Origin of the sequence: Xanthomonas sontii (genome assembly GCF_040529055.1) — a bacterium.
Lineage (GTDB): Bacteria > Pseudomonadota > Gammaproteobacteria > Xanthomonadales > Xanthomonadaceae > Xanthomonas_A > Xanthomonas_A sontii.
Map to the genome: position 1 here is coordinate 2,214,056 of NZ_CP132342.1, position 21,389 is coordinate 2,235,444.

At 70.5% G+C, this 21,389-nt stretch carries 19 protein-coding genes; 13 read left to right on the forward strand and 6 right to left on the reverse strand.

Features of this window, described 5'->3' with window-relative positions; genetic code table 11:
- Positions 1–137 precede the first annotated feature (137 nt).
- Positions 138–2,528, reverse strand: a complete 2,391-nt coding sequence (locus RAB70_RS09330; RefSeq protein ID WP_148828967.1) for a TonB-dependent siderophore receptor — start codon at positions 2,526–2,528, stop codon at positions 138–140.
- Positions 2,529–2,780: 252 nt separating this feature from the next.
- Here RAB70_RS09330 and RAB70_RS09335 point away from each other — a divergent pair, with 252 nt between their 5' ends.
- Positions 2,781–4,640, forward strand: coding sequence for an ABC-F family ATP-binding cassette domain-containing protein (locus RAB70_RS09335; protein ID WP_148828966.1), 1,860 nt, complete (start codon positions 2,781–2,783; stop codon positions 4,638–4,640).
- A gap of 492 nt (positions 4,641–5,132) precedes the next feature.
- On the opposite strand, the gene RAB70_RS09340 is transcribed toward RAB70_RS09335, so the two are convergent.
- Both RAB70_RS09340 and RAB70_RS09345 read right to left on the reverse strand, forming a co-directional pair.
- The gene (locus RAB70_RS09340) at positions 5,133–5,423 is read right to left on the reverse strand and encodes a hypothetical protein (protein ID WP_039727065.1); all 291 of its coding nucleotides are present in this window, start codon (positions 5,421–5,423) and stop codon (positions 5,133–5,135) included.
- Between the two features lie 205 nt (positions 5,424–5,628).
- The gene (locus tag RAB70_RS09345) at positions 5,629–6,507 is read right to left on the reverse strand and encodes a LysR substrate-binding domain-containing protein (protein ID WP_148828965.1); all 879 of its coding nucleotides are present in this window, start codon (positions 6,505–6,507) and stop codon (positions 5,629–5,631) included.
- 98 nt (positions 6,508–6,605) lie between these two features.
- On the opposite strand from RAB70_RS09345, the gene bla reads away from it, so the two are divergent.
- Both bla and RAB70_RS09355 read left to right on the forward strand, forming a co-directional pair.
- Positions 6,606–7,514, forward strand: a complete 909-nt coding sequence (gene bla / locus RAB70_RS09350) for a class A beta-lactamase (protein WP_148828964.1) — start codon at positions 6,606–6,608, stop codon at positions 7,512–7,514.
- Positions 7,515–7,806: 292 nt separating this feature from the next.
- Entirely contained in the window at positions 7,807–8,730 is a 924-nt protein-coding gene (locus RAB70_RS09355; protein WP_148828970.1) for an alpha/beta hydrolase, read from the forward strand.
- An 84-nt stretch (positions 8,731–8,814) separates the two neighbouring features.
- On the opposite strand, the gene RAB70_RS09360 is transcribed toward RAB70_RS09355, so the two are convergent.
- Positions 8,815–10,983 carry a phosphocholine-specific phospholipase C gene (locus RAB70_RS09360; RefSeq protein ID WP_148828963.1) on the reverse strand — a complete coding sequence of 723 codons (2,169 nt, stop codon included), beginning with the start codon at positions 10,981–10,983 and terminating at the stop codon, positions 8,815–8,817.
- Positions 10,984–11,295: 312 nt separating this feature from the next.
- On the opposite strand from RAB70_RS09360, the gene RAB70_RS09365 reads away from it, so the two are divergent.
- Positions 11,296–12,579, forward strand: coding sequence for a cation:proton antiporter (locus RAB70_RS09365; protein WP_148828962.1), 1,284 nt, complete (start codon positions 11,296–11,298; stop codon positions 12,577–12,579).
- Between the two features lie 74 nt (positions 12,580–12,653).
- Positions 12,654–12,995 carry an FmdB family zinc ribbon protein gene (locus RAB70_RS09370; RefSeq protein WP_148828961.1) on the forward strand — a complete coding sequence of 114 codons (342 nt, stop codon included), beginning with the start codon at positions 12,654–12,656 and terminating at the stop codon, positions 12,993–12,995.
- A gap of 168 nt (positions 12,996–13,163) precedes the next feature.
- Here RAB70_RS09370 and RAB70_RS09375 read toward each other — a convergent pair whose 3' ends face one another.
- Positions 13,164–14,117 carry a DUF3011 domain-containing protein gene (locus tag RAB70_RS09375; RefSeq protein ID WP_148828960.1) on the reverse strand — a complete coding sequence of 318 codons (954 nt, stop codon included), beginning with the start codon at positions 14,115–14,117 and terminating at the stop codon, positions 13,164–13,166.
- A gap of 157 nt (positions 14,118–14,274) precedes the next feature.
- Here RAB70_RS09375 and aspS point away from each other — a divergent pair, with 157 nt between their 5' ends.
- The 5 genes from aspS to RAB70_RS09400 all read left to right on the forward strand — a co-directional run bounded on the left by aspS (position 14,275) and on the right by RAB70_RS09400 (position 17,936).
- On the forward strand, positions 14,275–16,026 hold the full coding sequence (aspS, locus tag RAB70_RS09380; RefSeq protein WP_148828959.1) for an aspartate--tRNA ligase: 1,752 nt from the start codon (positions 14,275–14,277) through the stop codon (positions 16,024–16,026).
- Between the two features lie 33 nt (positions 16,027–16,059).
- A complete protein-coding gene (locus RAB70_RS09385) occupies positions 16,060–16,371 on the forward strand; it encodes a DNA primase (RefSeq protein ID WP_148828958.1) in 312 nt (103 codons plus the stop codon).
- A 3-nt stretch (positions 16,372–16,374) separates the two neighbouring features.
- On the forward strand, positions 16,375–16,893 hold the full coding sequence (locus tag RAB70_RS09390; protein WP_148828957.1) for a GNAT family N-acetyltransferase: 519 nt from the start codon (positions 16,375–16,377) through the stop codon (positions 16,891–16,893).
- Positions 16,894–16,990: 97 nt separating this feature from the next.
- Complete coding sequence (locus RAB70_RS09395; protein ID WP_223875595.1) at positions 16,991–17,302, forward strand: I78 family peptidase inhibitor; 312 nt, start codon at positions 16,991–16,993, stop codon at positions 17,300–17,302.
- A 7-nt stretch (positions 17,303–17,309) separates the two neighbouring features.
- Positions 17,310–17,936: a triacylglycerol lipase gene (locus RAB70_RS09400; RefSeq protein WP_148828956.1), complete on the forward strand. Its 627-nt coding sequence runs from the start codon at positions 17,310–17,312 to the stop codon at positions 17,934–17,936.
- 100 nt (positions 17,937–18,036) lie between these two features.
- Here the strand turns inward: RAB70_RS09400 and RAB70_RS09405 are convergent, their stop codons facing one another.
- Positions 18,037–18,933: a hypothetical protein gene (locus tag RAB70_RS09405; RefSeq protein ID WP_017907442.1), complete on the reverse strand. Its 897-nt coding sequence runs from the start codon at positions 18,931–18,933 to the stop codon at positions 18,037–18,039.
- A gap of 283 nt (positions 18,934–19,216) precedes the next feature.
- Between RAB70_RS09405 and RAB70_RS09410 the strand changes: the two genes are divergently transcribed.
- From RAB70_RS09410 to ruvA, 3 genes are all read left to right on the forward strand, one after another.
- The gene (locus RAB70_RS09410) at positions 19,217–19,951 is read left to right on the forward strand and encodes a YebC/PmpR family DNA-binding transcriptional regulator (protein WP_148828955.1); all 735 of its coding nucleotides are present in this window, start codon (positions 19,217–19,219) and stop codon (positions 19,949–19,951) included.
- Positions 19,952–20,033: 82 nt separating this feature from the next.
- Positions 20,034–20,630: a crossover junction endodeoxyribonuclease RuvC gene (gene ruvC / locus RAB70_RS09415; protein ID WP_225851636.1), complete on the forward strand. Its 597-nt coding sequence runs from the start codon at positions 20,034–20,036 to the stop codon at positions 20,628–20,630.
- Positions 20,631–20,754: 124 nt separating this feature from the next.
- The gene (ruvA, locus tag RAB70_RS09420) at positions 20,755–21,339 is read left to right on the forward strand and encodes a Holliday junction branch migration protein RuvA (protein WP_010344317.1); all 585 of its coding nucleotides are present in this window, start codon (positions 20,755–20,757) and stop codon (positions 21,337–21,339) included.
- The last annotated feature ends 50 nt before the right edge of the window (positions 21,340–21,389 follow it).

Here is a 21,389-nt window from a genome sequence, read left to right on the forward strand (position 1 = left end):
CGTCCGCAATGGGGAGGCACGCACAATGTCCTGGTAGCGTCCGCGCCCACCGGGACAGCGGCGGCATAGGCCTGTCGTCTGCGCGAGTCGCGCGTGGCGGACGTCGTCGCCATCGCGGCGACGCCCGCCAGGGTCGCTCAGAAGCGGTAGCTCACCCGCCCGTACCAGTAGCGCCCGTTGAAGCCGAACGGCGACAGCGGCGAGTACTGCAGGCCGTTGGGGCGGTCGTCGTAGATGTTGTTCAGCGCGGTCCGGGTCGGGTACTGGTTGGTGACGTTGTCGGCGCCGACGGTGAAGGTCAGGTCGTGCCAGGCGTAGCTGGTGGACAGGTTGAGCAGCCAGCGCGCGGCGAAGCCCTGGTCCTGGCTGCCGTCGGCGTCGTCGCCGCGGCGGGTGATGGCGCCATAGCGGGTGGCGTCGCCATGCAGGGTCCAGCCGGCCAGGCTCCAGTCGCCGCTGAGCACGTACTTGGTGCGCGGCGTCGCGTCGGTCAGCAGGCCCTGGCTGGCGCGACCGAAGTTCGGATCGGAGATCTCCAGGATCTCGATCTTGTTGTAGTTGGCGCTGAAGTTCAGGTTGAGCGTGCCGGCGCGGTCGAGGTCGAGCAGGTAGTTGCTCACCCAGTCCACGCCGCGGGTGCGGGTGGTGGCGCCGTTGACGAAGAACTGCGCGGCGCTGACCTGGCCGATCGGCACGGCCAGCGAGATCTGGTCCGAATACAGGATCTGGTCCCAGATGCGGATCTGGTACAGGTCCAGGGTGGAATTGAAGCCGCCGCCGGGCTGCCAGACCGCGCCGATGCTGTAGTTGGTGGATTTCTCCGGCGACAGCGGCTTGGCGCCGAGCGCGATCGCCACCGGATCGGAGGTGCGGTAGGTGCCGATCTGGCTGAGCACGCCGTCCACCGGCAGGGTCACCACCGAGGCGTAGTTCTGTTGCGCCAGCGAGGGCGCGCGGAAGCCGTTGGAAATCGTGCCGCGCACGGCGAAGGCGTCGTTGAGCTGGTAGCGCGCCGACAGCTTACCCGAGCGGGTGGTGCCGGCATCGCTGTAGTCCTCGTAGCGTGCGGCCACGCCGCCGGACAGGCGCTCGCTCAGGTCCGCTTCCAGGTCCGCGTACACCGCCTTGCTGTGGCGCTGGAACTGCCCCGCCACGGTCGGCGACAGGCCGGGGAACACTTGCGAACCGCCCGGATACGGTGCGCCGGTGTCCGGGTTGATGGCGTTCGGATCGAAGTAGATCGAGGTGGGCGAGCCGGCCACCACGGCGTACTTGTCCTGCCGGTACTCGGCGCCGAAGGCGAGGTTGACCGGGTAGGCCAGGCCCCAGTCCAGGGACTTGCTGAAATCGGCGTTGAGCGCGTTCTGCTCGTTGCGGAAGCCGCCGGCGTTGAAGCGCGTCGGCGAGGCGCCGGTGCTCCAGTACAGGTTGGTGTTGATGGTGTTGCGCAGGTCGAAGGTGACGTCGTTCTTGCCGTAGTCGGCGGAGACGTCCCAGGTCCAGCCGCTGTCGGTGCTGCCCTTGACGCCGAGCACCGCGGCGCGGTCGTTGGACGGGTTGTAGATCTGCGGCAGGAAGCCGTTGGGGTAGACCGCCGGCACGTTGCGGTCGCTGTTGTCCCAGGCGCGGTAGTAGCCGTTGGACAGCACCTCGCGGCGGCTGACGTTGGCGTAGCCGTACAGGTCGACGTGCGGGGTGAGCGCGTAGCCGAAATTGACCAGTCCCTGATAGGTCTTCAGCGCCGGGTCGCCGTAGCGCTCGTAGGGCACCCCGCTGGGGTTGGGTGCGCCGGCGAGGGTAGTGGCCTTGTCGGTGTTCTCGGCGCGGTTGGTGTTCATCGCGTTCTGGTAGTTCCAAGACACCCGCACCCAGCCCGGCGCCTCGCCGCCCGGCGCGCCGCCGAAGGGCAGGCCGTAGGAGCCGTCGATGCCGTTCTGCGCGCCGTCGCCCTTGTCCATGATGCCGCCGTTGACCGCGACGCTGTTGCTGCCGGCCTTGGCGCCGTGCTTGAGCACGATGTTGATGACGCCGGCGATGGCGTCGGAACCGTATTGCGCCGACGCGCCGTCGCGCAGCACCTCGATGCGCGCGATCGCCGACATCGGGATCGAGTTGAGGTCGGCCGGCGCCGAGCCGCGCCCGACCGACGGGTTGTAGTTGACCAGCGAGGTGGTGTGGTAGCGCTTGCCGTCCAGCAGCACCAGCACCGCATCCGGCGACAGGCCGCGCAGGGTCGCCGGGCGCAATGCGTCGTTGCCGTCGTTGATCGCCGGGCGCGGGAAGTTCAGCGACGGCAGCAGCTTGCCGAGCGCGCTGGCGAGGTCGCTGGCGCCGGTGGCCTGCAGCGCCTCGGGCGCGATGATGTCGATCGGCGATTGCGATTCGGCCACCGTGCGGTCGGCGATGCGGGTGCCGGTGACGATGATGTTGTCCAGCGTGGTCGGCGCCTGCTGGGACTGGGCGAGGCTGTTGCCGGAGGCGAGCACGAGCAGGACGGCACGGACGAGGGGGAGGCGGCGTTGCGTCATCGGGCGGAGACTCCTGGCTGGGGGATTGGCGCGGGTCTGGCGATTTCCGGTGGGGCGGGGTGGATGCTGCGGTGCAGCGTTTGCCATCGAATTGAAATCCGTTTTTCACATGGGCGCGTATACAAAAACGGACCTGGGTCGGGTTTTCGCGGCGGCCCGCGCGCCGCCTCGGACCGCGCCGCGTCGCCGCCCCGGGTGGGCCGGGACGGGCGAAGCGGCTACACTTCCGCCTCGCTAGCCGAGTGCCCTGCCTTGATTTCCCTACGTAATTTCGCCTTGCGCCGCGGCGAGCGGCTGTTGCTGTCCAATGTCGACCTCACCCTGCATGCCGGTTACCGGGTGGGTGTGGTCGGCCGCAACGGGGCCGGCAAGTCCAGCCTGTTCGCGGCGGTGAAGGGCGAACTGGAGGCCGACAAGGGCGACGTCGACCTGCCCGGCAAGGTGCGCATCGCCAGCGTCGCCCAGGAAACCCCGTCGCTGCCGGACCCGGCGCTGAGCTTCGTGCTCGGCGGCGACACCGCGGTGGCCGCGGTGCTGGCCGAAGAGGCCGAGGCGACCGCGCGCGAGGACTGGGAAGCGGTGGCCGCCGCCCACACCAAGATGGCCGAGATGGGCGCCTACGACGCCGATGCGCGTGCCGGCAAGCTGCTGCACGGCCTCGGCTTCCCGGCCGAGACCCATCACCGCGCGGTGTCCTCGTTCTCCGGCGGCTGGCGCGTGCGCCTGAACCTGGCGCGCGCGCTGATGATGCCCAGCGACCTGCTGCTGCTCGACGAACCGACCAACCACCTCGACCTGGATGCGGTGTACTGGCTGGAGCAGTGGCTGCTGAAGTATCCGGGCACGTTGCTGGTGATCTCGCACGACCGCGAGTTCCTCGACAACGTCGCCACCCACACCCTGCATCTGCACAACGGCGGCGCCAAGCTGTACACCGGCGGCTACACCGATTTCGAGCGCCAGCGCGCCGAGCAGTTGCGCCAGCAGCAGATCGCGCACGAGAAGGAACAGGCCGAGCGCGCCCACCTGCAGAGCTTCATCGACCGCTTCAAGGCCAAGGCCTCCAAGGCGGCGCAGGCGCAAAGCCGGATGAAGCGCCTGGAAAAGCTGGCCGGCACCGAGGCGGTGCGCGCCGAGCGCGAGTTCCGCATCGAACTGGCGCCGCCGGCCAAGCTGCCGTTCTCGCTGATCCGCCTCAATCACGCCGAGGCCGGTTACGGCGCCGACGCGGTGATCCTGCACAACGTCGGTTTCGGCCTGGAGGCCGGTCAGCGCATCGGCCTGCTCGGCCCCAACGGCGCCGGCAAGACCACCCTGGTCAAGACCCTGGTCGGCGAGCTGCCGCCGATCGCCGGCGAGCGCATGGCGCATCCGGACCTGCGTATTGGCTACTTCGCCCAGCACACGGTGGAGTCGCTGCACGAAGGCCAGTCGCCGATGGACCACATGCGCGAGATCGACAAGGACGCCAGCAACCAGGCGTTCCGCGATTTCCTCGGCAAGTGGAATTTCCCCGGCGACCGGGCGTTCGAGCCGGTCGACGGGTTCTCCGGTGGCGAGCGCGCGCGCCTGGCGCTGGCGTTGATCGCCTGGCAACAGCCCAACGTGCTGCTGCTCGACGAACCGACCAACCACCTCGACCTGGAGATGCGCGAGGCGCTGGCCGAGGCGCTGAGCGATTTCGAGGGCGCGATCGTGATGGTCTCGCACGACCGGCACCTGATCGGCCTGGTCTGCGACACCTTCTGGCGCGTGGCCGACGGCGTGGTCGAGCCGTTCGACGGCGACCTCGACGCCTATGCCGCGTGGCTGCGCACCCGCCCGGCCGCGCAGGGCACCAAGCAGAAACTGGCCGAGGCCGCGCCGACCCCGCCGCCGCCGGTCAAGCCGCTGCCGGTGAAGAAGCCGCCCAACCCGCACAAGCTGGCCGCCGCGGAGAAGCGCGTGGGCGAGCTGGAAGCGGCGCTGGCCGAACTCGACCGCCAGCTCGCCGATCCCAAGCACTACGCCGATGCGGAGAAGATGGCGGTGCTGGGCCGCGAGCGCGAGGCCGCCGCGCGCGACCTGGCCCAGGCCGAGCAGGCGTGGATGGAGTTGATCGACGGCGCCTGAGCCGCGGTGGATCTCGCCATTGCCGGTGTGCGCCGGCGAGCACGGACGATCCACGTCGAGCTGACGGTTCCTTCTCCCTGCGGGACCATGGCCCCCTTTTCGGGGGAAGGTGCCCCAAAGGGGCGGATGAGGTGCGGGTGCCTGGGGAGTCGTAGTGGCCGGCCGTGCGTGCCGGCGTACCCTCACCCCAACCCCTCTCCCGGTGGGAGAGGGCTTCAATCGCTTCTTCACGCCGCTCCAGGCCAAGCCGGAACGTGAGCCGGCGTACCCGGTGTGGGAGCGGCTTCAGCCCCGACGCCGCATCGCCTCAGCCAACGGCAAGTCCCACCTGCATCACCTGCGCCAGCGCCCAGGGCTGCGCGCGCGCTTGCCCCACGAGGACGCTTCTGGCGACAGTGGCAGGCCGTGCCCGACGCAATCGTGCGCGCCGGACATGCCGTGCAGGATGAGGACGACGCATCCGCCGACGCGCGCGGCGCCGGCCCGTGCCGCTCAGGCGGCGGCGCTGGCCACGACCAGCAGACCGCCGGCGATCGCCGCCCAGTCCAGCGGCGTGCGCGAGCGCAGGCTCTGCAGCGAGGGGCGGGCGGTCGGCGTCGGCCGCAGGCTGGCCTTCAGCGCCATCAGCGCCAGGCCAGCGGCGCTGAGCGCCCAATGCCATTCGCTGGCGCCGCCGCGCAGGAAGTAGGCCAGATGCAGCACACACAGGCAGCCCAGGACGGCTGCCAGCACGACGTCACGCGAGACCAGGCCCGGACGGGCGGTCAGGACAGCACGGTTCATCAGCATGTTTCCCCGAAACGGTCAGCGCCATCCCCGGCGCACAGTGCGACTGCGACCAGGATCATATTTCGGGCCTGCCCGGCCGCCAAGCGGCAGTGCACAAATTCTTCACATTACTGTCAGGCCTTGCTGGTAGGCGAAGCAAGGTGCGTGCCGGCGTGTGCCCAAGCCCTCCCGGCGCCCAATGCGGCGGCAGCGGTGTCGCTCAGTCGGCCGGTGCGGCCTGCTCGGCCAGCAACCACTCGCGCAAGCGCCGGGCGGCGTCGCTCTCCGCGCGCGAGCGCAGCCGGGTCAGCCAGTAGCGGCCCAGGTCGATGCGGGTGCTGAACGGACAGACCAACCGCCCGGCATCCAGGTCCTGGGCGAACAGCCGCAGCGGCAGCAAGGCCACGCCGTGGCCGGCCGCGGCGATGCTGGCCAGGGTCAGCGAGGCATCGCAGATCGGGCCGCCGGCCTGCACCTCGGGCGCGCCGGCGGCCTGCAGCCAGCGCGGCCATTCGTCCAGCCGATAGGAACGCAGCAGGGTGGTCCTGGTGAGGTCGGCGGGCGTGCGCAGCAGCGGCGCCAGTGCCGGCGCGCACACCGGCGCGAACGGCGCGCCCAGGATCGACGTGGCGTGCTGGCCCTGCCAGTCGCCATCCCCGAAACGGATCGCCAGGTCCAGGCCTTCGCCGGCCAGGTCGACGCGGTTGTTGTGGGTGTACACGCGCAGTTCGATATCCGGGTGTGCGGCGTGGAAGGCGTCCAGCCGCGGCAGCAGCCAGCCCACCGCGAAGGTGCCGACCACGCCCACGCTCAGCGTCTCGCGATAGCGGCCGCCGGCGAAGCGCTGCAGCGTCCCGGCGATGCGGTCGAAGGCCTCGGTCAGCACCGGATGCAGGCGCAGGCCTTCGTCGGTCAGGGCCACGCCGCGCGGCAGGCGCTGGAACAGCACCACGCCCAGGCGCGCCTCCAATTGTTTGATCTGATGGCTGAGCGCGGCCTGGGTCACGCACAGCTCGGCGGCGGCACGGGTCAGGTTCTGGTGCCGCGCCGCGGCCTCGAAGGCACGCAGGGCGTTCAACGGCAGATGCGGACGGATCATCGCCAGGTATCAATTCGGCTCATGGGTGCGATTGAATAACCTCGCTGGTGGGGGTGGGCCAATGCGGCCATCATCCTGGCTCCCGACGGAGGTGGACGATGCTGACGAGACGACGGTTCCTGCAGGGCGTGGGAATGGGCGCGAGCCTGCTGGTCGTGGCTGGTGCACAGGCAAAAAACGCGAAAAACCCGACGCCGACGCTACCGCGGCGACTGGCCGAGATCGAGCGTCGCAGTGGCGGCCGGCTCGGCGTCAGCCTGCTCGACGGTGGCGGCGCAACGCTCGGCGGACAGCGCCAGAACGAGCGCTTCCCGCTGTGCAGTACCTTCAAATTTCTATTGGCAGGGGCGGTGCTGCAGCGGGTCGACCGCGGTGAACTGGCCCTGGAGCGGCGCGTGCCGGTGCGCAAGGCGGATCTGCTGGCGAATGCGCCGGTGTCCGAGCGTCATGTCGGCGGCACGCTCAGCGTGGTCGAACTGTGCCGCGCGTCGATGATCTACAGCGACAACACCGCGGCCAACCTGCTGCTGCCGCTGGTCGGCGACCCGCCCGGCGTGACCCGCTTCCTGCGTGCGCTGGGCGATACGCAGACCCAACTGGACCGCAACGAGCCGGGCATGAACGAGTTCGTCGCCGGCGATCCGTGCGACACCACCACGCCGGCCGCGATGGCGGCGACGATGCGTGCCTTGTTGCTCGGCGAGGTGCTGCAGCCGGTGTCGCGGCAGCGCCTGATTGCTTGGATGCGCGACAACCGTACCGGCAACGACTGCCTGCGCGCCGGCTTGCCGGCGGGCTGGCGGATCGGCGACAAGACCGGCAGCAACGGCACCGATACCCGCAACGACATCGCCATCGTCTGGGCGCCGGGACGGCCCACGCCGCTGCTGCTCACCGCATATCTCAACGGCGCCACGGTCGACAGCGCCGCGCGCGATGCGACGCTGAAAGCGGTGGCGCAGGCGGTCGTTGCCTCGCTGCCTGCGCAGACGCTGCGTACTGGCTAGGCGCGTTGCGCGCTGTCGCGCCGGATGCAGGTCGATCTCCCGTAGGCGCGGCTTCGGCTGCGACAGGTTTTATCGCGAAGGTCAGTCGCGGCTGATCCCACGAGCGGGAGCCGGAGCCAAGCGTACGAGACGCTGCTCGCAATCATCGGCGACGCCACGTGTCGATGCCGCGCGCGATTGCCCGCGTTGTACCAACGGCCACGGCCATCGCGGCCGTGCTCACTGATCGTGCGGTCCCTTTCATTCCCAACCCTGTTCGGAGCGTCCCATGCGTCGATTCGTGTGCTGTTCGTTGGCCATCGCCCTCGGTCTGTCTGCCCACGCCGCGCAGGCGCGGGTCTGGGAACCCACGCCGGGTCACGTGCAGGTGCCGATCTGGCCTGGCGCGGTGCCGGATGCGCTGCCGCATCCGAAGCCGGAAACGGCTGGGCCCGGGGCCAGGATCGACAACGTCAGCCGGCCGACCATGACGGTGTACCCGGCGCAGGGCCACAACACCGGCGCCGCGGTGGTGGTGTTTCCCGGCGGCGGCTACCAGATGCTGGCGATGGACCTGGAGGGCACGGAGATCTGCGACTGGCTGGTCTCGCGCGGCATCACCTGCGTGCTGTTGAAATACCGCGTGCCGAACTCCGGGCCGACCTGGGTCAACGACCGGCGCTACTACCCCAAGGTGCAGACCGCGCTGCAGGACGCGCAGCGCACGCTGGGCCTGGTGCGCCAGCAGGCCGCCACCTGGGGCGTGGACCCGCACAAGATCGGGGTGATGGGCTTTTCCGCCGGCGGCCACCTGGTCGCCGCGACCAGTACGCATTTCGCCAAGCGCACCTATCCGCTGGTGGATGCCGCCGATCGCGTGAGCTGCCGCCCGGATTTCGCCATCGCCGTGTATCCCGGCCATCTGTGGGTGCACGAGGACGAGGACGCCGACACCCGCAATCCCACCGATCTGGCGTTGCGTCCGGACATCCGCGTCGTCGCCGACACCCCGCCGACCTTCCTGCTGCAGGCGCAGGACGACTATGTCGACGGCATCTCGCAGGTGCTGGCGTACTACGTCGCACTCAACCATGCCGACGTGCCGACGGAAATGCACATCTATGCCCAGGGCGGCCACGCCTTCGGCCTGCGCGCGAAGCACCTGCCGATCGCACAGTGGCCGCAGCTGGTGGAGACCTGGCTGCGGACGATCGGGGTGCTTGAGGGCCGGGATTAGGGATTCGGGATTCGGGATTGGCAAGAGCGTGTCAGTGCGCGGATTGCGCTTTCACGAATCCCCAATCCCAAATCCCGGACGTTGTCACGAATCCCCAATCCCGATTCCCGAATCCCGCCCGCCTCCGGCGGGCTCCTGATACAGCCGCGCCGCCCCGCCCATGGCCGGATCGCTGATGCCGGGCTTGCCGGTTTCCACGCGGCCGGCCAGGCGCTGGCGGGCGTTGTCCTGGATCAGCCACAGGTCGTACCAGCCGCCGCTCGGCTTGGCATTCCAGCGAATGCGCTGCTCGGCGCCGGGCGCCAGCGTCACCCGTTGGCGCGGTTGTGCCTGGGCGTAGGCGGCCGGTTCCAGGGACACCTTGAGTGGCGCGGCACCCGGATTGCGCAGGACCAGGCACAGCGCCTGCGCGTCGGTCGGCTCCTGGACGATCTCGGCCTGCAGCAGCGGGGCGCTGAGGTCGCCACAGTAGTGGCGGTGGAAGCCGTTGGGGCCGAGCAGCCACAGGTCGTAGCTGCCGTCGTAGGTGGTCCAGGTGCCGTCCAGGGTCGCGCCGGCGCCCACAGTGTAGCGGCGCGGGATCGACTCCAGGAGGTAGCGGTCGTAGACGTGCAGCACCGCCGCTGCGCCGGTGTTGGCCATGCGCAACTGCACCTCGCCGCGCTCCGGCACGTGCTGCAACTGCACCGTCGGCCGATACGGCAAGGCACGTGCGCGGCGCACGCCGAACGCCTGACGCGGTGCCTGCAACTGCGCCGGCAGCGGTGGCACTGCGTGGTCGTGCAACGCCGCGGCGCGCGCGGCCGCCTCGCGCACGTCCGGCAGGTCGGCGACGAACGGACGGGTGTCGGCCTGGCGGAAATCGAAGGCGTTCAGCAGGTCGCCGCAGACCGCGCGGCGCCACGGGGTCAGGCCGGCGGCGGCGACACCGAAGCGGCGCTCCAGCAGGCGCAGCACCGAGGTGTGGTCGTAGACCTGCGAATCGACCCAGCCGCCGCGGCTCCACGGCGAGATCACGTACAGCGGTACGCGCGGGCCGAGGCCGTAGGGACGCCCACGCAGCTCCGGCGGATCGGCCTTGGCGTCGCCCGGCGCAGGATGCAGGTGGTATTCGCCGTCGGTGGCGACGCTGGAAGCGCCGGCCCAGCCGCCGGCCGCGGACGGGTCGGGCGAGGGCGGGGCCGGTGGCGGCACGTGATCGAAGAAGCCGTCGTTCTCATCGAACATCAGCAGCAGCGCGGTGCGTGCCCACACCTTGGGATCAGCGGTCAGCGCATCGAGCACGCGCGCGGTGTAGGCCGCGCCCTGCGCCGGGCTGGACGGATCGGGATGCTCGCTGCCGGCGGCGTCGGCGATGATGAAGCTCACCGACGGTAGCCGTGCGGCCAGCACGTCCTCGCGCAACTGCGCCAGGCTGCGGCTGGAGACGCCGCGTGCGCGCAGTTGCGGATCGTGCCCGGGTGCACCACGCCAGGCCGCGCGGAACGGCGCGAAGCCGGCCAGCGGGTTGTCGGTGAAGTTGTCGGCCATGTCCTGGTAGATCTGCCACGACACGCCGGCCTGCTGCAGCGCTTCGACGTAGCTGGGCCAGCGGTAGTCGTCCGGGTCGCCGCCCAGTTCCGGGAAGTTGTCGTGCGAGTTGGCGATCGCCGGGCCGCCGGCGCGCGCATGCGGATCGTTCTGCCCGGTCCACAGGAACACGCGGTTGGGATTGGTGCCGGCCTGGATCGCGCAGTGGTAGGCGTCGCAGATGGTGAAGGCGTCGGCGAGGGCGAACTGGAACGGCAGGTCGTCGCGTTCGTAGTGGGCCAGCGCGTGGTCGCGCTTGGCTGCCGGCCACTGGCCCATGCGGCCGTGGTCCCAGGCTTGCTGCGCGTTCGGCCAGGTATGCGGGGTGCCCTGCACGCGCATGGTGGCGAAGTCGCGTGCAGTGCGCAGCGGGAACGGCGCGAGCTGGCGGCTGCCGTCGGCACTGGGCTGCAGCCAGACCGTGCGCGGTGCGGTGTCGGGCAGCGGCGGGGCGGGGATCGGGAAACGGTCGCCGAAGCCGCGCACGCCGGGAAGGCTGCCGAAGTAATGATCGAAGGCGCGGTTCTCCTGCATCAGGATCACCACGTGCTGCAGGTCGTCGAGGGTGCCGCTGCGCACGTCTGGGGCGATCGCGGCGGCGCGAGCGATGCTCGGCGGCAGCAGGGCGGCGGCGCTGGCGGTGAGGCCGGCGCGGAGCAGCCGGCGGCGGGTCTGGTCGGTCATGGGGGTCCGGGGAAGCGCAAAGCGGCGGCGGCCGGGATCGGCCGCCGCCGCGAGACTGCCACGGCGCCGGTGACAGGTCGACCATGAGGGCGCTGCGACGCCGCGCTGTTGGCGCTGTTGGCTGTCTTCAGCGGCGTGTCGCGTTTGCTGCGACATGGCCTGTGCAGTGCGGGGGTCTGGGATCGCACGCGGCCTGTGCCATCGCGGCGCGAGCGATTGGCACGCCAGCGCTCCGTGATGGCACAGCACACGGCCGACCCGGCATCATCGCCGCTGCCGCCGCCGGCGGGTCCCACCGGAATCTCCTGCCCGATGAGCCACGAACTGATCTACCTGCTGCTGATCTTCGCCCTGCTGGTGATCCCGCGCGCGCTGCAACGCTTCAAGATGCCGGCGCCGCTGACCTGCCTGCTGTTCGGCATCATCGCGATGCTGGCGATGGGGCCGCGCGCGCACGACCCGGTGGTGACCCTGCTGGCCACGCTCGGCATCTCCTCGCTGTTCCTGTTCGCCGGCCTGGAAGTGGACCCGAAGGCGCTGCGCCGCGGCTTGTGGCCGCTGCTGCTGCACCTGGTGGTGCGTGGCGGCACCCTGTTCGGCGTCGGCTGGCTGGCCTGGCGCTACGCCGGGCTGTCGTGGCAGGCGGCCGGATTGCTGGCGCTGGCCCTGCTGACCCCCTCCACCGGTTTCATCATCGAGTCGCTGGGGCGGCTTGGGCTGGACGAAGAAGAGCGCTTCTGGGTCACCAGCAAGGCCATCGCCGGCGAACTGCTGGCGCTGGCGGCGCTGTTCGTGATCCTGCAGGCCGGCGATCCCTGGCAGATGGGCCTGTCCAGCCTGGCGCTGCTGGCGATGCTGGTCGGCCTGCCGCTGCTGTTCGTGGCCCTGGGCCGCTGGGTGGCGCCGCAGGCGCCGGGGTCGGAGTTCTCGCTGCTGGTGATGGTCGGCCTGATCGCCGCCTACATCACCTATTCGCTGGGCGTGTACTACCTGGTCGGTGCGTTCATCGCCGGGCTGGTGGCGCGGCTGCTGCGCCAGCGCATGCCGCTGCTGGCCTCCGACGAGAACCTGCAGGCGGTGCGCCTGTTCGCCTCGTTCTTCGTGCCGTTCTACTTCTTCAACGCCGGCACCAAGGTGCCGAGCGGGGCGCTGAGCCTGCATGCACTGGGCCTGGGCCTGGCCCTGACCGCCTGCGTGCTGCCGCTGCGCATCGGCATCCTCTGGCTGCAGCGGCGGGTGCTGTTCGGCGAAGGCGCGCGCAGCAGCCTGCGGGTGTCGCTGGCGCTGTCGCCGACGCTGATCTTCACCCTGGTGCTGGCCGGCATCCTGCGCGACCGCTTCGCCATCGCCGACGCGCTGTTCGGCGCCCTGCTGCTGTACGCGGCCCTGACCACGCTGCTGCCGGCGCTGCTGCTGCGCATGCCGTTCGATGTCAGCCCGCTGGAGGCGGCGCCGGCTCCAGCGGCAGATCCCGCGTCGGCGCAGGCACCGACGGCGTCGGACGAGCCGGTGGCCGAGGCGCCGTTGGCGGACGCACCGACGCCGCCTGCCGGCGCGCCGGAAACGGCGCCGCGGCCCCAGCCCGGGCCGGCGTGATGAGCGGGGACGCTTGAAAGCCAGCGTGCGGCCCCCATACTGGCCGCCTCCGTTGCTCTCGCGTTTTTGCCGCCATGCCGATCTACGCTTTCCAATGTGCCGCATGCGGTCACAGCTTCGACCGCCTGCAGAAACTGTCCGATCCGGATCCCGAGACCTGTCCGTCCTGCGCCGCCCCGGCGGTCAAGCGCCAGCTCACCGCGCCGGCGTTCCGCCTGTCCGGCAGCGGCTGGTACGAGACCGACTTCAAGAAGGACGGCGACAAGAAACGCAACCTGGCCGAGTCGGGGAGTACGGCCAGCAGCGGGGACAGCAAGCCCGCGGCCGCCGCGACGACGTCCGACGCGCCGGCCAAGCCCGCTGCGGCGGCCACGCCTGCCGCCGCGCCTGCCGCGGCCAAGCCTGCGGCGACCTGAGTCCCGCCAGGCCGCGCCAAGCCCGCGGCCTCTCGTAGGAGTGGCTTCAGCCGCGACCGAGCCTTGCCCGGTCGCGGTCGATCCAAAAGAGCAAGAGCCGCTCCCGAAGTCGACCTGTCACGCCATGGATCCGGCCACGCAGCACGCCGCGCGGCCCGTTGCCTTGGCTCAGCGCGCCCCGAAGCGTGCCCGGCAGCCGCCGTTGACCCACACCGTATTGCCTTCGTAGCCCCAGGTGCGGCCTTCCGCGCAGGTGGTGCCGGACAGCTGTTCGATCAGTTCCGGGCGGCCCTGGCGGCGGTCCCAGGCGCAGGTGCGCAGACGCTTGTCGTCGCTGCTGCAGGTCACCGTGTAGCCGCTGTCCAGCGGCGGCCGGCCCGGCCCCCAGCCACCGCCGCCGCGGCCCTGGGCGAACTCGCCGCGACAACCGTCGTCGACCCACACCGCGCCGTCGCGCGAGCCCCAGGTGCGGCCCTCGATGCAGCGGGTGTCCGACAGCTGCCGCACCAGCATGGCGTTGCGCCAGCCGGTCGGGCAGATGCGCTGGCGCTGGTCCTGGCTCTCGCAGCGGACGGTGCCGGCCACGCCGCCACTGCCGCCGCCGTCGCCCCAGTTGCCGCCCCAATTGCCGCGACCTTCGACGAAGCGACCACGGCAGCCCTGGTCCACCCACACCACGCCGGGCGCCGAGCCCCAGGTGCGGCCTTCGATGCAGGGCGAATCGGACAGCGTGCCGACCAGTCGCGCAGGCCCGCGAAACGGCGTGGCGCATTGCTGGCGACGGCGGTCGTTGCTGGAGCAGGCGACGGTGCGGCCGTCGAAGCCCGGTTCCTGCCGCCAGCCGCCGCCGCTGCCGCGCAGCGAGGTGGCGATGTCCTGCTGGATGTTGCCGAAGCCCCAGCCGCGGTCGATCTGGTCCAGGTAGAACTCGAGCTGGTCGTCGGGGATCTGCCGGCCGCGCGACTGGTCGGCGTACTCGCGCTCGATCACCCGGACCCGCCCGGGGACCGACAGTTGCCGCAGGTCCTGCGGCGCGTAGGCACGGGCGCTCTGGGCCGCGGCTGGGGCGCTGGCCAGGGCCAGCGCGGCGATCACCAGCCAGCCACCAAGGTGCTTCAACATGGGTTCTCTCCTCCCCGTGAATGGTGCGCGGACTATAGCCGCAGGCCAACTTAAGCCAGGATGAGTCATGCGCGATTTGCCCGGGCCGACGCGCCGCCGCAGAATACCGGGCTTGCCGGCGCCTTCTGCGCCGGGCGCCCCCTGTTTGGAGCTAGCGATGCGTACCCACTTCTGCGGCCTGGTCGACGAGACCCTGATCGGCCAAACCGTCACCCTGGCCGGCTGGACCGACGTGGCCCGCAACCTCGGCGGCGTGTGCTTCATCGACCTGCGCGACCACGAAGGCATCGTGCAGGTGATGGTGGAGCCGGAGAACGCGGAGGTGTTCAAGGTCGCCGCCAGCCTCGGCTACGAGGACGTGCTGCAGGTCGAGGGCGTGGTGCGCGCGCGGCATGCGGTCAACGACAAGCTGCGCAGCGGCAAGGTCGAGGTGATCGCCACCGCCATCACCGTGCTCAACAAGGCCGCGCCGCTGCCGTTCCACGCGCACGAGAACCCGGGCGAGGAAACCCGCCTGAAGTACCGGTATCTGGATCTGCGCCGCCCGGAGATGCAGCGCATGCAGCGCACCCGCATCAAGCTGGTACAGGCGCTGCGCCGCTACCTGGACGAGCGTGGCTTCCAGGACATCGAGACGCCGATTCTGACCAAGGCCACCCCGGAAGGCGCGCGCGACTTCCTGGTGCCGGCGCGCATGCATCCGGGCGAGTTCTACGCGCTGCCGCAGTCGCCGCAGCTGTTCAAGCAGATCCTGATGGTGGCCGGCTTCGACCGCTACTACCAGATCGCGCGCTGCTTCCGCGACGAGGCGCTGCGCGCCGACCGCCAGCTCGAGTTCACCCAGCTCGACATGGAGTTCGCCTTCGTCCGCGAGCGCGACGTGCAGGACTTCGTCGAAGCCATGGTCCGCGCCATCTTCAAGGAGGTGGTCGACGTCGAGCTGGCCGCCGAATTCCCGCGCATGACCTGGGCCGAGGCCATGCGCCGCTATGGCTCTGACAAGCCGGACCTGCGCATTGCCCTGGAACTGACCGATGTCGCCGACCTGGTCAAGGACAGCGACTTCGCGGTGTTCACTGCGGCGGCCGCCGACCCCGACGGCCGCGTCGCCGCGTTGCGCATTCCCGGCGGCGCCAGCCTCTCGCGCAAGCAGATCGACGAGTACGCCGCGCACGCCGCCAAGTACGGCGCCAAGGGCCTGGCCTACGTCAAGATCGCCGACAGCGGCGAGATCAGCTCGCCGATCCAGAAGTTCTTCGGCGAAGCCGCGTTCGCCGCGCTGCTCGCCCACGTCGGTGCCGGCAACGGCGACATCGTGTTCTTCGGCGCCGGCGCCTACGGCAAGGTCTCCGACTTCATGGGCGCGCTGCGCCTGAAGGCCGGCAAGGACTTCAACCTCATCGCCGATGGCTGGCGGCCGCTGTGGGTCACCGATTTCCCGATGTTCGAATGGGACGAGGAGGCGCAGCGCTACGTGGCCCTGCATCACCCATTCACCGCGCCGGCGGTGGACGACATCGCCGAACTGCGCACCCATGCCAAGACCGCGGTGTCGCGCGGCTACGACATGGTGCTCAACGGCAACGAGATCGGCGGCGGTTCCATCCGTATCCACCGCCCGGACATGCAGAGCGCGGTGTTCGAGCTGCTCGGCATCGGTGCCGAGGAAGCGCGCGCCAAGTTCGGCTTCCTGCTGGACGCGCTGAACTACGGCGCGCCGCCGCACGGCGGCATCGCCTTCGGCATCGACCGCATCGCCGCGCTGATGGCCGGCACCGAGTCGATCCGCGACGTGATCCCGTTCCCCAAGACCACCGGCGCACAGGACCTGATGACCGACGCGCCGTCGCCGATCGCCGACGCGCAGCTGGCCGAAGTGCACGTGCAGGTGCGCCCGCAGGCGCAGTGATCCCTTTCTTCCAACCGTAGCGCAGGCCGACACATGAGCGAGACCGCATTCAATCTGGAGTGGGAAACCCTCGGCAACGAGGGCGCAGTGGAGGCCATCGTCACCCAGCGCGCGCGCGTGTTCGGCGGCTGGCTGGTGCGCGCCGGCAGCGGCGCCAACGCGCCGCTGGCGTTCGTGCCGGATCCGGAGGGCCGTTGGGACGGCGAGGACTTCGGCGAGGACGATTACGAGTACGAGGAAGGCGACGAGGAAGAAGAGGACGAGGAAGAGGAAGGCGACGACGAGGACGAAGACGAGGACGACGGCGAAGAGGCCGACGCCGACGCCGCGCACCCGGCGCGCTGAGTCGTGCTGATTCGCCGTGCCACGCCGGACGATGCCGCGGCGGTCATCCGCATCGCCACGGCCACCTTCTGCGAAACCTTCGGCCATCTGTATCCTGCGCAGGACCTGCAGGCCTTCCTCGACGAAGCCTATTCGATCGAGCGCGCGCAGGTGGTGCTGGCGCATCCGGACTACGCGATCTGGCTGGTCGAGCATGACGGCGAGGTGGTGGGACACGCTGCCGCTGGCCCTTGCGGCCTGCCGCATCCCGACGTGAAGCCTGGCGATGGCGAACTGAAGCGGCTGTACCTGCTGCGTGCCCACCAGAACGGCGGCTGGGGTGCCCGGCTGTTCGACACCGCCCTGGCCTGGCTGGAGCGCGACGGCCCGCGCACGCTGTGGCTCGGCGTGTGGTCGGAGAACCTCGGCGCGCAGCGTTTCTATGCGCGCTACGGCTTCGAGAAGGTCGGCACCTACGAATTCCCGGTGGGGCGGGTGCGCGATCTCGAATTCATCCTGCGCCGGCCGCCGCGCGCGGCCTGACGCCTGCCGCCGGACCTCGTCCGGGCATGCCGCGTCGACACAGCGGCAACGAGCGCGCGCTACAGTGCTGGCCTGTCCAGCTTGAGGAGAGCACGCCATGTTCCGACCGTGGATGGGAATCGCCGCCGTCGTGCCGCTGCTGGCCGCGTGCGCGCCACCGGCGTCGCTGCAGCCGGCCAGTGCCGGGCCGACGGTGCAGGGCGATGGCCGCTGCAACGTCGAGGCCGTGGCCTGGGCGGTGGGCCAGGAGGCCACCCAGGCGACCATGAGCCGGGTCTGGAAGGAGAGCGGAGCCGGCGTGGTACGGCCGATCGCGCCGGGCCAGGCGGTAACCCGCGACCTGCGCCTGGATCGGCTCAACGTGTTCCTGGATGGCAGCAATCACATCGTTCGCACCACCTGCGGCTGAGTCGCCGATGGCCGCCGCGCCCCAGGTGCTGTTGCTGCATGGCATCTGGAACGCGCGGCCGTGGCTGCTGCCGCTGGCGCTGCGCCTGCGCCGCGAGGGCTGGCGCGTCGCCAGCTTCGGCTATTCGACCGCGTTCGGCGGCGCCGAGGTCGCGCTCCCACGGCTGCACGCCCGCATCGAACGTATGGCAGCCACCGGTCCGGTGGCGCTGGTCGGGCATAGCCTCGGCGGCCTGATCGCCTTGCAGGCCTTGCGGGAGGTGCCCTCGCTGCCGGTGACCCGGGTGGTGTGCCTGGGCAGCCCGCTGGCCGGCAGTGCCGCCGCGCGCGCCCTGGCGCAACGGCGGCTCGGACTGGCGCTGGGCCGCAGCGCGGCGCTGTTGCAGCAGGGTGTGGCGCGCTGGGAGGGGCCGGCCGAGGTCGGCATGGTCGCCGGCACCGTGGCGCGCGGGCTGGGCGCACGCTTTGTCGCGCTGGGGCCGGAGTCCGACGGCAGCGTGGCCCTGGCCGAGACCCGCGTGCCCGGCCTGGGCGATCACTGCCGGGTGCGTGCCAGCCACAGCGGCCTGCTGTTCTCGGCGCAGGCCGCGCGGCAGACCGCCGCCTTCCTGCGCGACGGCCGCTTCGCCGCCTGAGCCGGTCGCCAGACATCGAGCGTCCGGCGGCGGCGGTGGCCGGCGCCGCGTCGCGGTGTCCGCGCGACCGCCTTGGTGCCGGCACAGGCGATGCCGCCGCTTACGGCGTCACGAAGGTCTTCAGCCAGTCCAGCGTGGGGTTGAGCGCCCAGGCGGCGGTGCCGCTGCGGTAGTTGCCGTCGACCAGCACGCCCGTGCACTGGGTGCCTGGATAGCCGCCGAAGCCCATGAAGCAGTGGTCGGCGTAGAGGTCCTGCACCTCCCGGTCCTTGACGACGTACCAGCCGCTGCCGTTGCTGCGGAAGCACGACTGCTGCCCGTCGCAGCGCAGGCCGGTGACCAGTTGCGCCTGGGTGCGGGCGACGTTCTCGGTGCCGCCGACGAACATGTCGCGCTCGCCGTTGATGATGCGCAGGCGATCGGACGGCAGGCTGTGGTTGCCGTCGGCGATGCAGGAGGCCAGGTTGTAGTAGGCGGTGTAGGTCGTACCGGTGCCCTGGCCGAACGAGGCGGCGACCCGGGGATCGTAGTCGTGCGCCAGCACCGAGATGATCGAGCCCTGGCTGAGCCCGCCGGTCACCACGCCCTTGGAGCAATCGGCCTTGTCGCGGGCGCAGAGCTGGGCGATGGCGCTGTTGATGTTCTGCGCGTCGAAGATGGCCTTGGCGCGGTTGCCGATGACGCCGCAGCTGCCGAAGCTGGCGTTGTCGTACTCCACCGAGGCCGCCACGAAGCCCTTGGCCGCGGCGGCATTCACCGCGGCCATCGCCCAGTTGCTCTGGTAGTTCTCGCCGGTCCCGCCGATATGCACGTAGACCGGGTACTTGCCCGTCGCGCGGGGTTCCTGGCCGCTGATCGCATAGGTGGTGACGCCGGCGTTGTAGCGGCCCCGGAAGGCATCGGTCTGGGCGCTGGCCAGGCCCGGGGCGGCAAGGGCGAGCAGGCCCAGGCAGCGCAGGGCCAGCGACAGGAACGGGGCGGGGGTGGTGCGGGACATGAGGGATCTCCTTTCGGTGCGATGGAAAGCGGGCGCGACTTACGGGTTCAGCCTCCAGGTGGGGCGTGACAGTTCTGGCAGCGATGTGGCGCGCATGGGTAGACAGTCCGCCAAGGTTCGACCGGCAGCACGGGCCGACGTGCGCTGGAGTGGGCGCCGGCCGGGGAACCGGCGGCATGCGCCGGTCGCACGCGCGGTCGGTCGTCGGCGCGGCCGGGCCGCGGGATGTGCGCGGCATCAGGTAAAATCCGCGTCTTGTCCTTACAACTGTCCGGAACGCCCCATGGGTAGAGGCCCCTCGATCGAAGCCCGCAAGAACGCATCCGATGCGAAGCGCGGCAAGATTTTCACCAAGATCATCCGCGAGATCGGCGTCGCCGCGCGCGCCGGCGGCGGCGATCCGTCCAACAACCCGCGGCTGCGCGTGGCGATGGACAAGGGGCTGGCCTCCAACATGTCCAAGGACGTGATCGAGCGCGCGATCAAGAAGGCCACCGGCGAACTGGAAGGCGTGGAGTACGAGGAAGTGCGCTACGAGGGCTACGCCCCGGGCGGGGTGGCGGTGATCGTCGACTGCCTGACCGACAACCGCGTGCGCACCGTGGCCGACGTGCGCCATGCCTTCAGCAAGTGCGGCGGCAACATGGGCACCGACGGCTCGGTGGCCTTCATGTTCAAGCGCCTGGGCGTGCTCAGCTTCGCCGCCGGCGCCGACGAGGAGAAGATCACCGAGGTGGCGATCGAGGCCGGCGCCGACGACATCGTGGTCTACCCCGAGGACGGCGCGATCGACGTGCTGACCGCGCCGGAGGCGTTCCAGGCGGTCAAGGACGCCATGGACGCGGCCGGCCTGTCCGCCGACCATGCCGAAATCACCTTCCGCGCCGACAACGACATCGCCGTGGACGGCGATACCGCGGTGCAGGTGCGCAAGCTGCTGGACATGCTGGAAGACCTGGACGACGTGCAGAACGTCTATTCCAACGTCGACCAGGCCGCGCTGAGTGACGGGGGCTGACACCATGAAACCCGGGGCCCGGGGCCCAAGACCCGGAACCCGGAGCGGCGTCGTGCCGGTGCCGGAGGCATCGCCGACGTCGATGGCTGCCACGGGCATCTCTGCCCGCACGGGCGCTGCTTTCCCGATTCCCGATTCCCGATTCCCCAATCCCGGCTCTACCCGCATCCTCGGCATCGACCCCGGCTCGCAGCGCACCGGCGTGGGCATCATCGACGTGGACGCGGCTGGCCGTACCCGGCACGTGCACCACGCGCCGCTGGTACTGCTCGGCGAGGGCGACTTCGCCCTGCGGCTCAAGCGCCTGCTGCACGGGCTGGACGCGCTGATCGAGGAGTACCGGCCGCAGGAAGTGGCGATCGAGCGCGTGTTCATGGGCAAGAGCGCCGACGCGGCACTGAAGCTCGGCCATGCCCGCGGCGCGGCGATCTGCGCGGCGGTGCTGCGCGAGTTGCCGGTGCACGAGTACGCCGCCAAGGAGATCAAGCTCGCCGTGGTCGGCAAGGGCGCGGCGGAGAAGCAGCAGGTGCAACACATGGTCGGTCTCATGCTGAGCCTGACCGGCAAACTTCAGGCCGACGCCGCCGACGCACTGGCCGTCGCCATCACCCATGCCCACGTGCGCGCCACCGCGCAGCGCCTGGGCGTCAGCACGCAGCAGGCGTGGAGCAGAAAATGACAAAGGCTGGGAGTCGGGAGTCGGGAATCGGGAATCGGAACAGCAGAAGCGGTGAAGCGGTCGCCCGCTTTGCCGATTCCCCATTCCCCACTCCCCAATCCCGGCGCCTCGCACGAGGCGCCCAATGATCGGCCGTCTGCGCGGGATCCTGGCCTACAAGCAGCCGCCGTGGCTGGTGATCGACGTGGGTGGGGTGGGGTATGAGCTGGAGGCGCCGATGAGCACCTTCTACGACCTGCCCGACGTCGGTCGCGACGTCATCCTGTTCACCCACTATGCGCAGAAGGAGGACAGCGTGTCGCTGTACGGCTTCCTGCGCGAGGGCGAGCGGCGGCTGTTCCGCGACGTGCAGCGGGTCAGCGGGATCGGCGCGAAGATCGCGCTGGCGGTGCTGTCCGGGGTCAGCGTCGACGAGTTCGCGCGGCTGATCACCGCCGCCGACGTCACCGCGCTGACCCGCATCCCCGGCATCGGCAAGAAGACCGCCGAGCGCATGGTGGTGGAACTGCGCGACCGCGCGGCCGACTTCAGCGGCGGTGCGCCGGTGACCGGACAACTGGGTACCGACGCGGTCTCCGAGGCCACGGTGGCGCTGCAGCAACTCGGCTACAAGCCGGCCGAGGCGGCGAAGATGGCGCGCGACGCCGCCGCCGACGGCGACGAGGTCGCCACGGTGATCCGCAAGGCCCTGCAGGCGGCGCTGCGCTGACCTCGGGTCGGCTCGGCTCCCCGCTCTTTCTTCACGTTCTGGCGCTACTC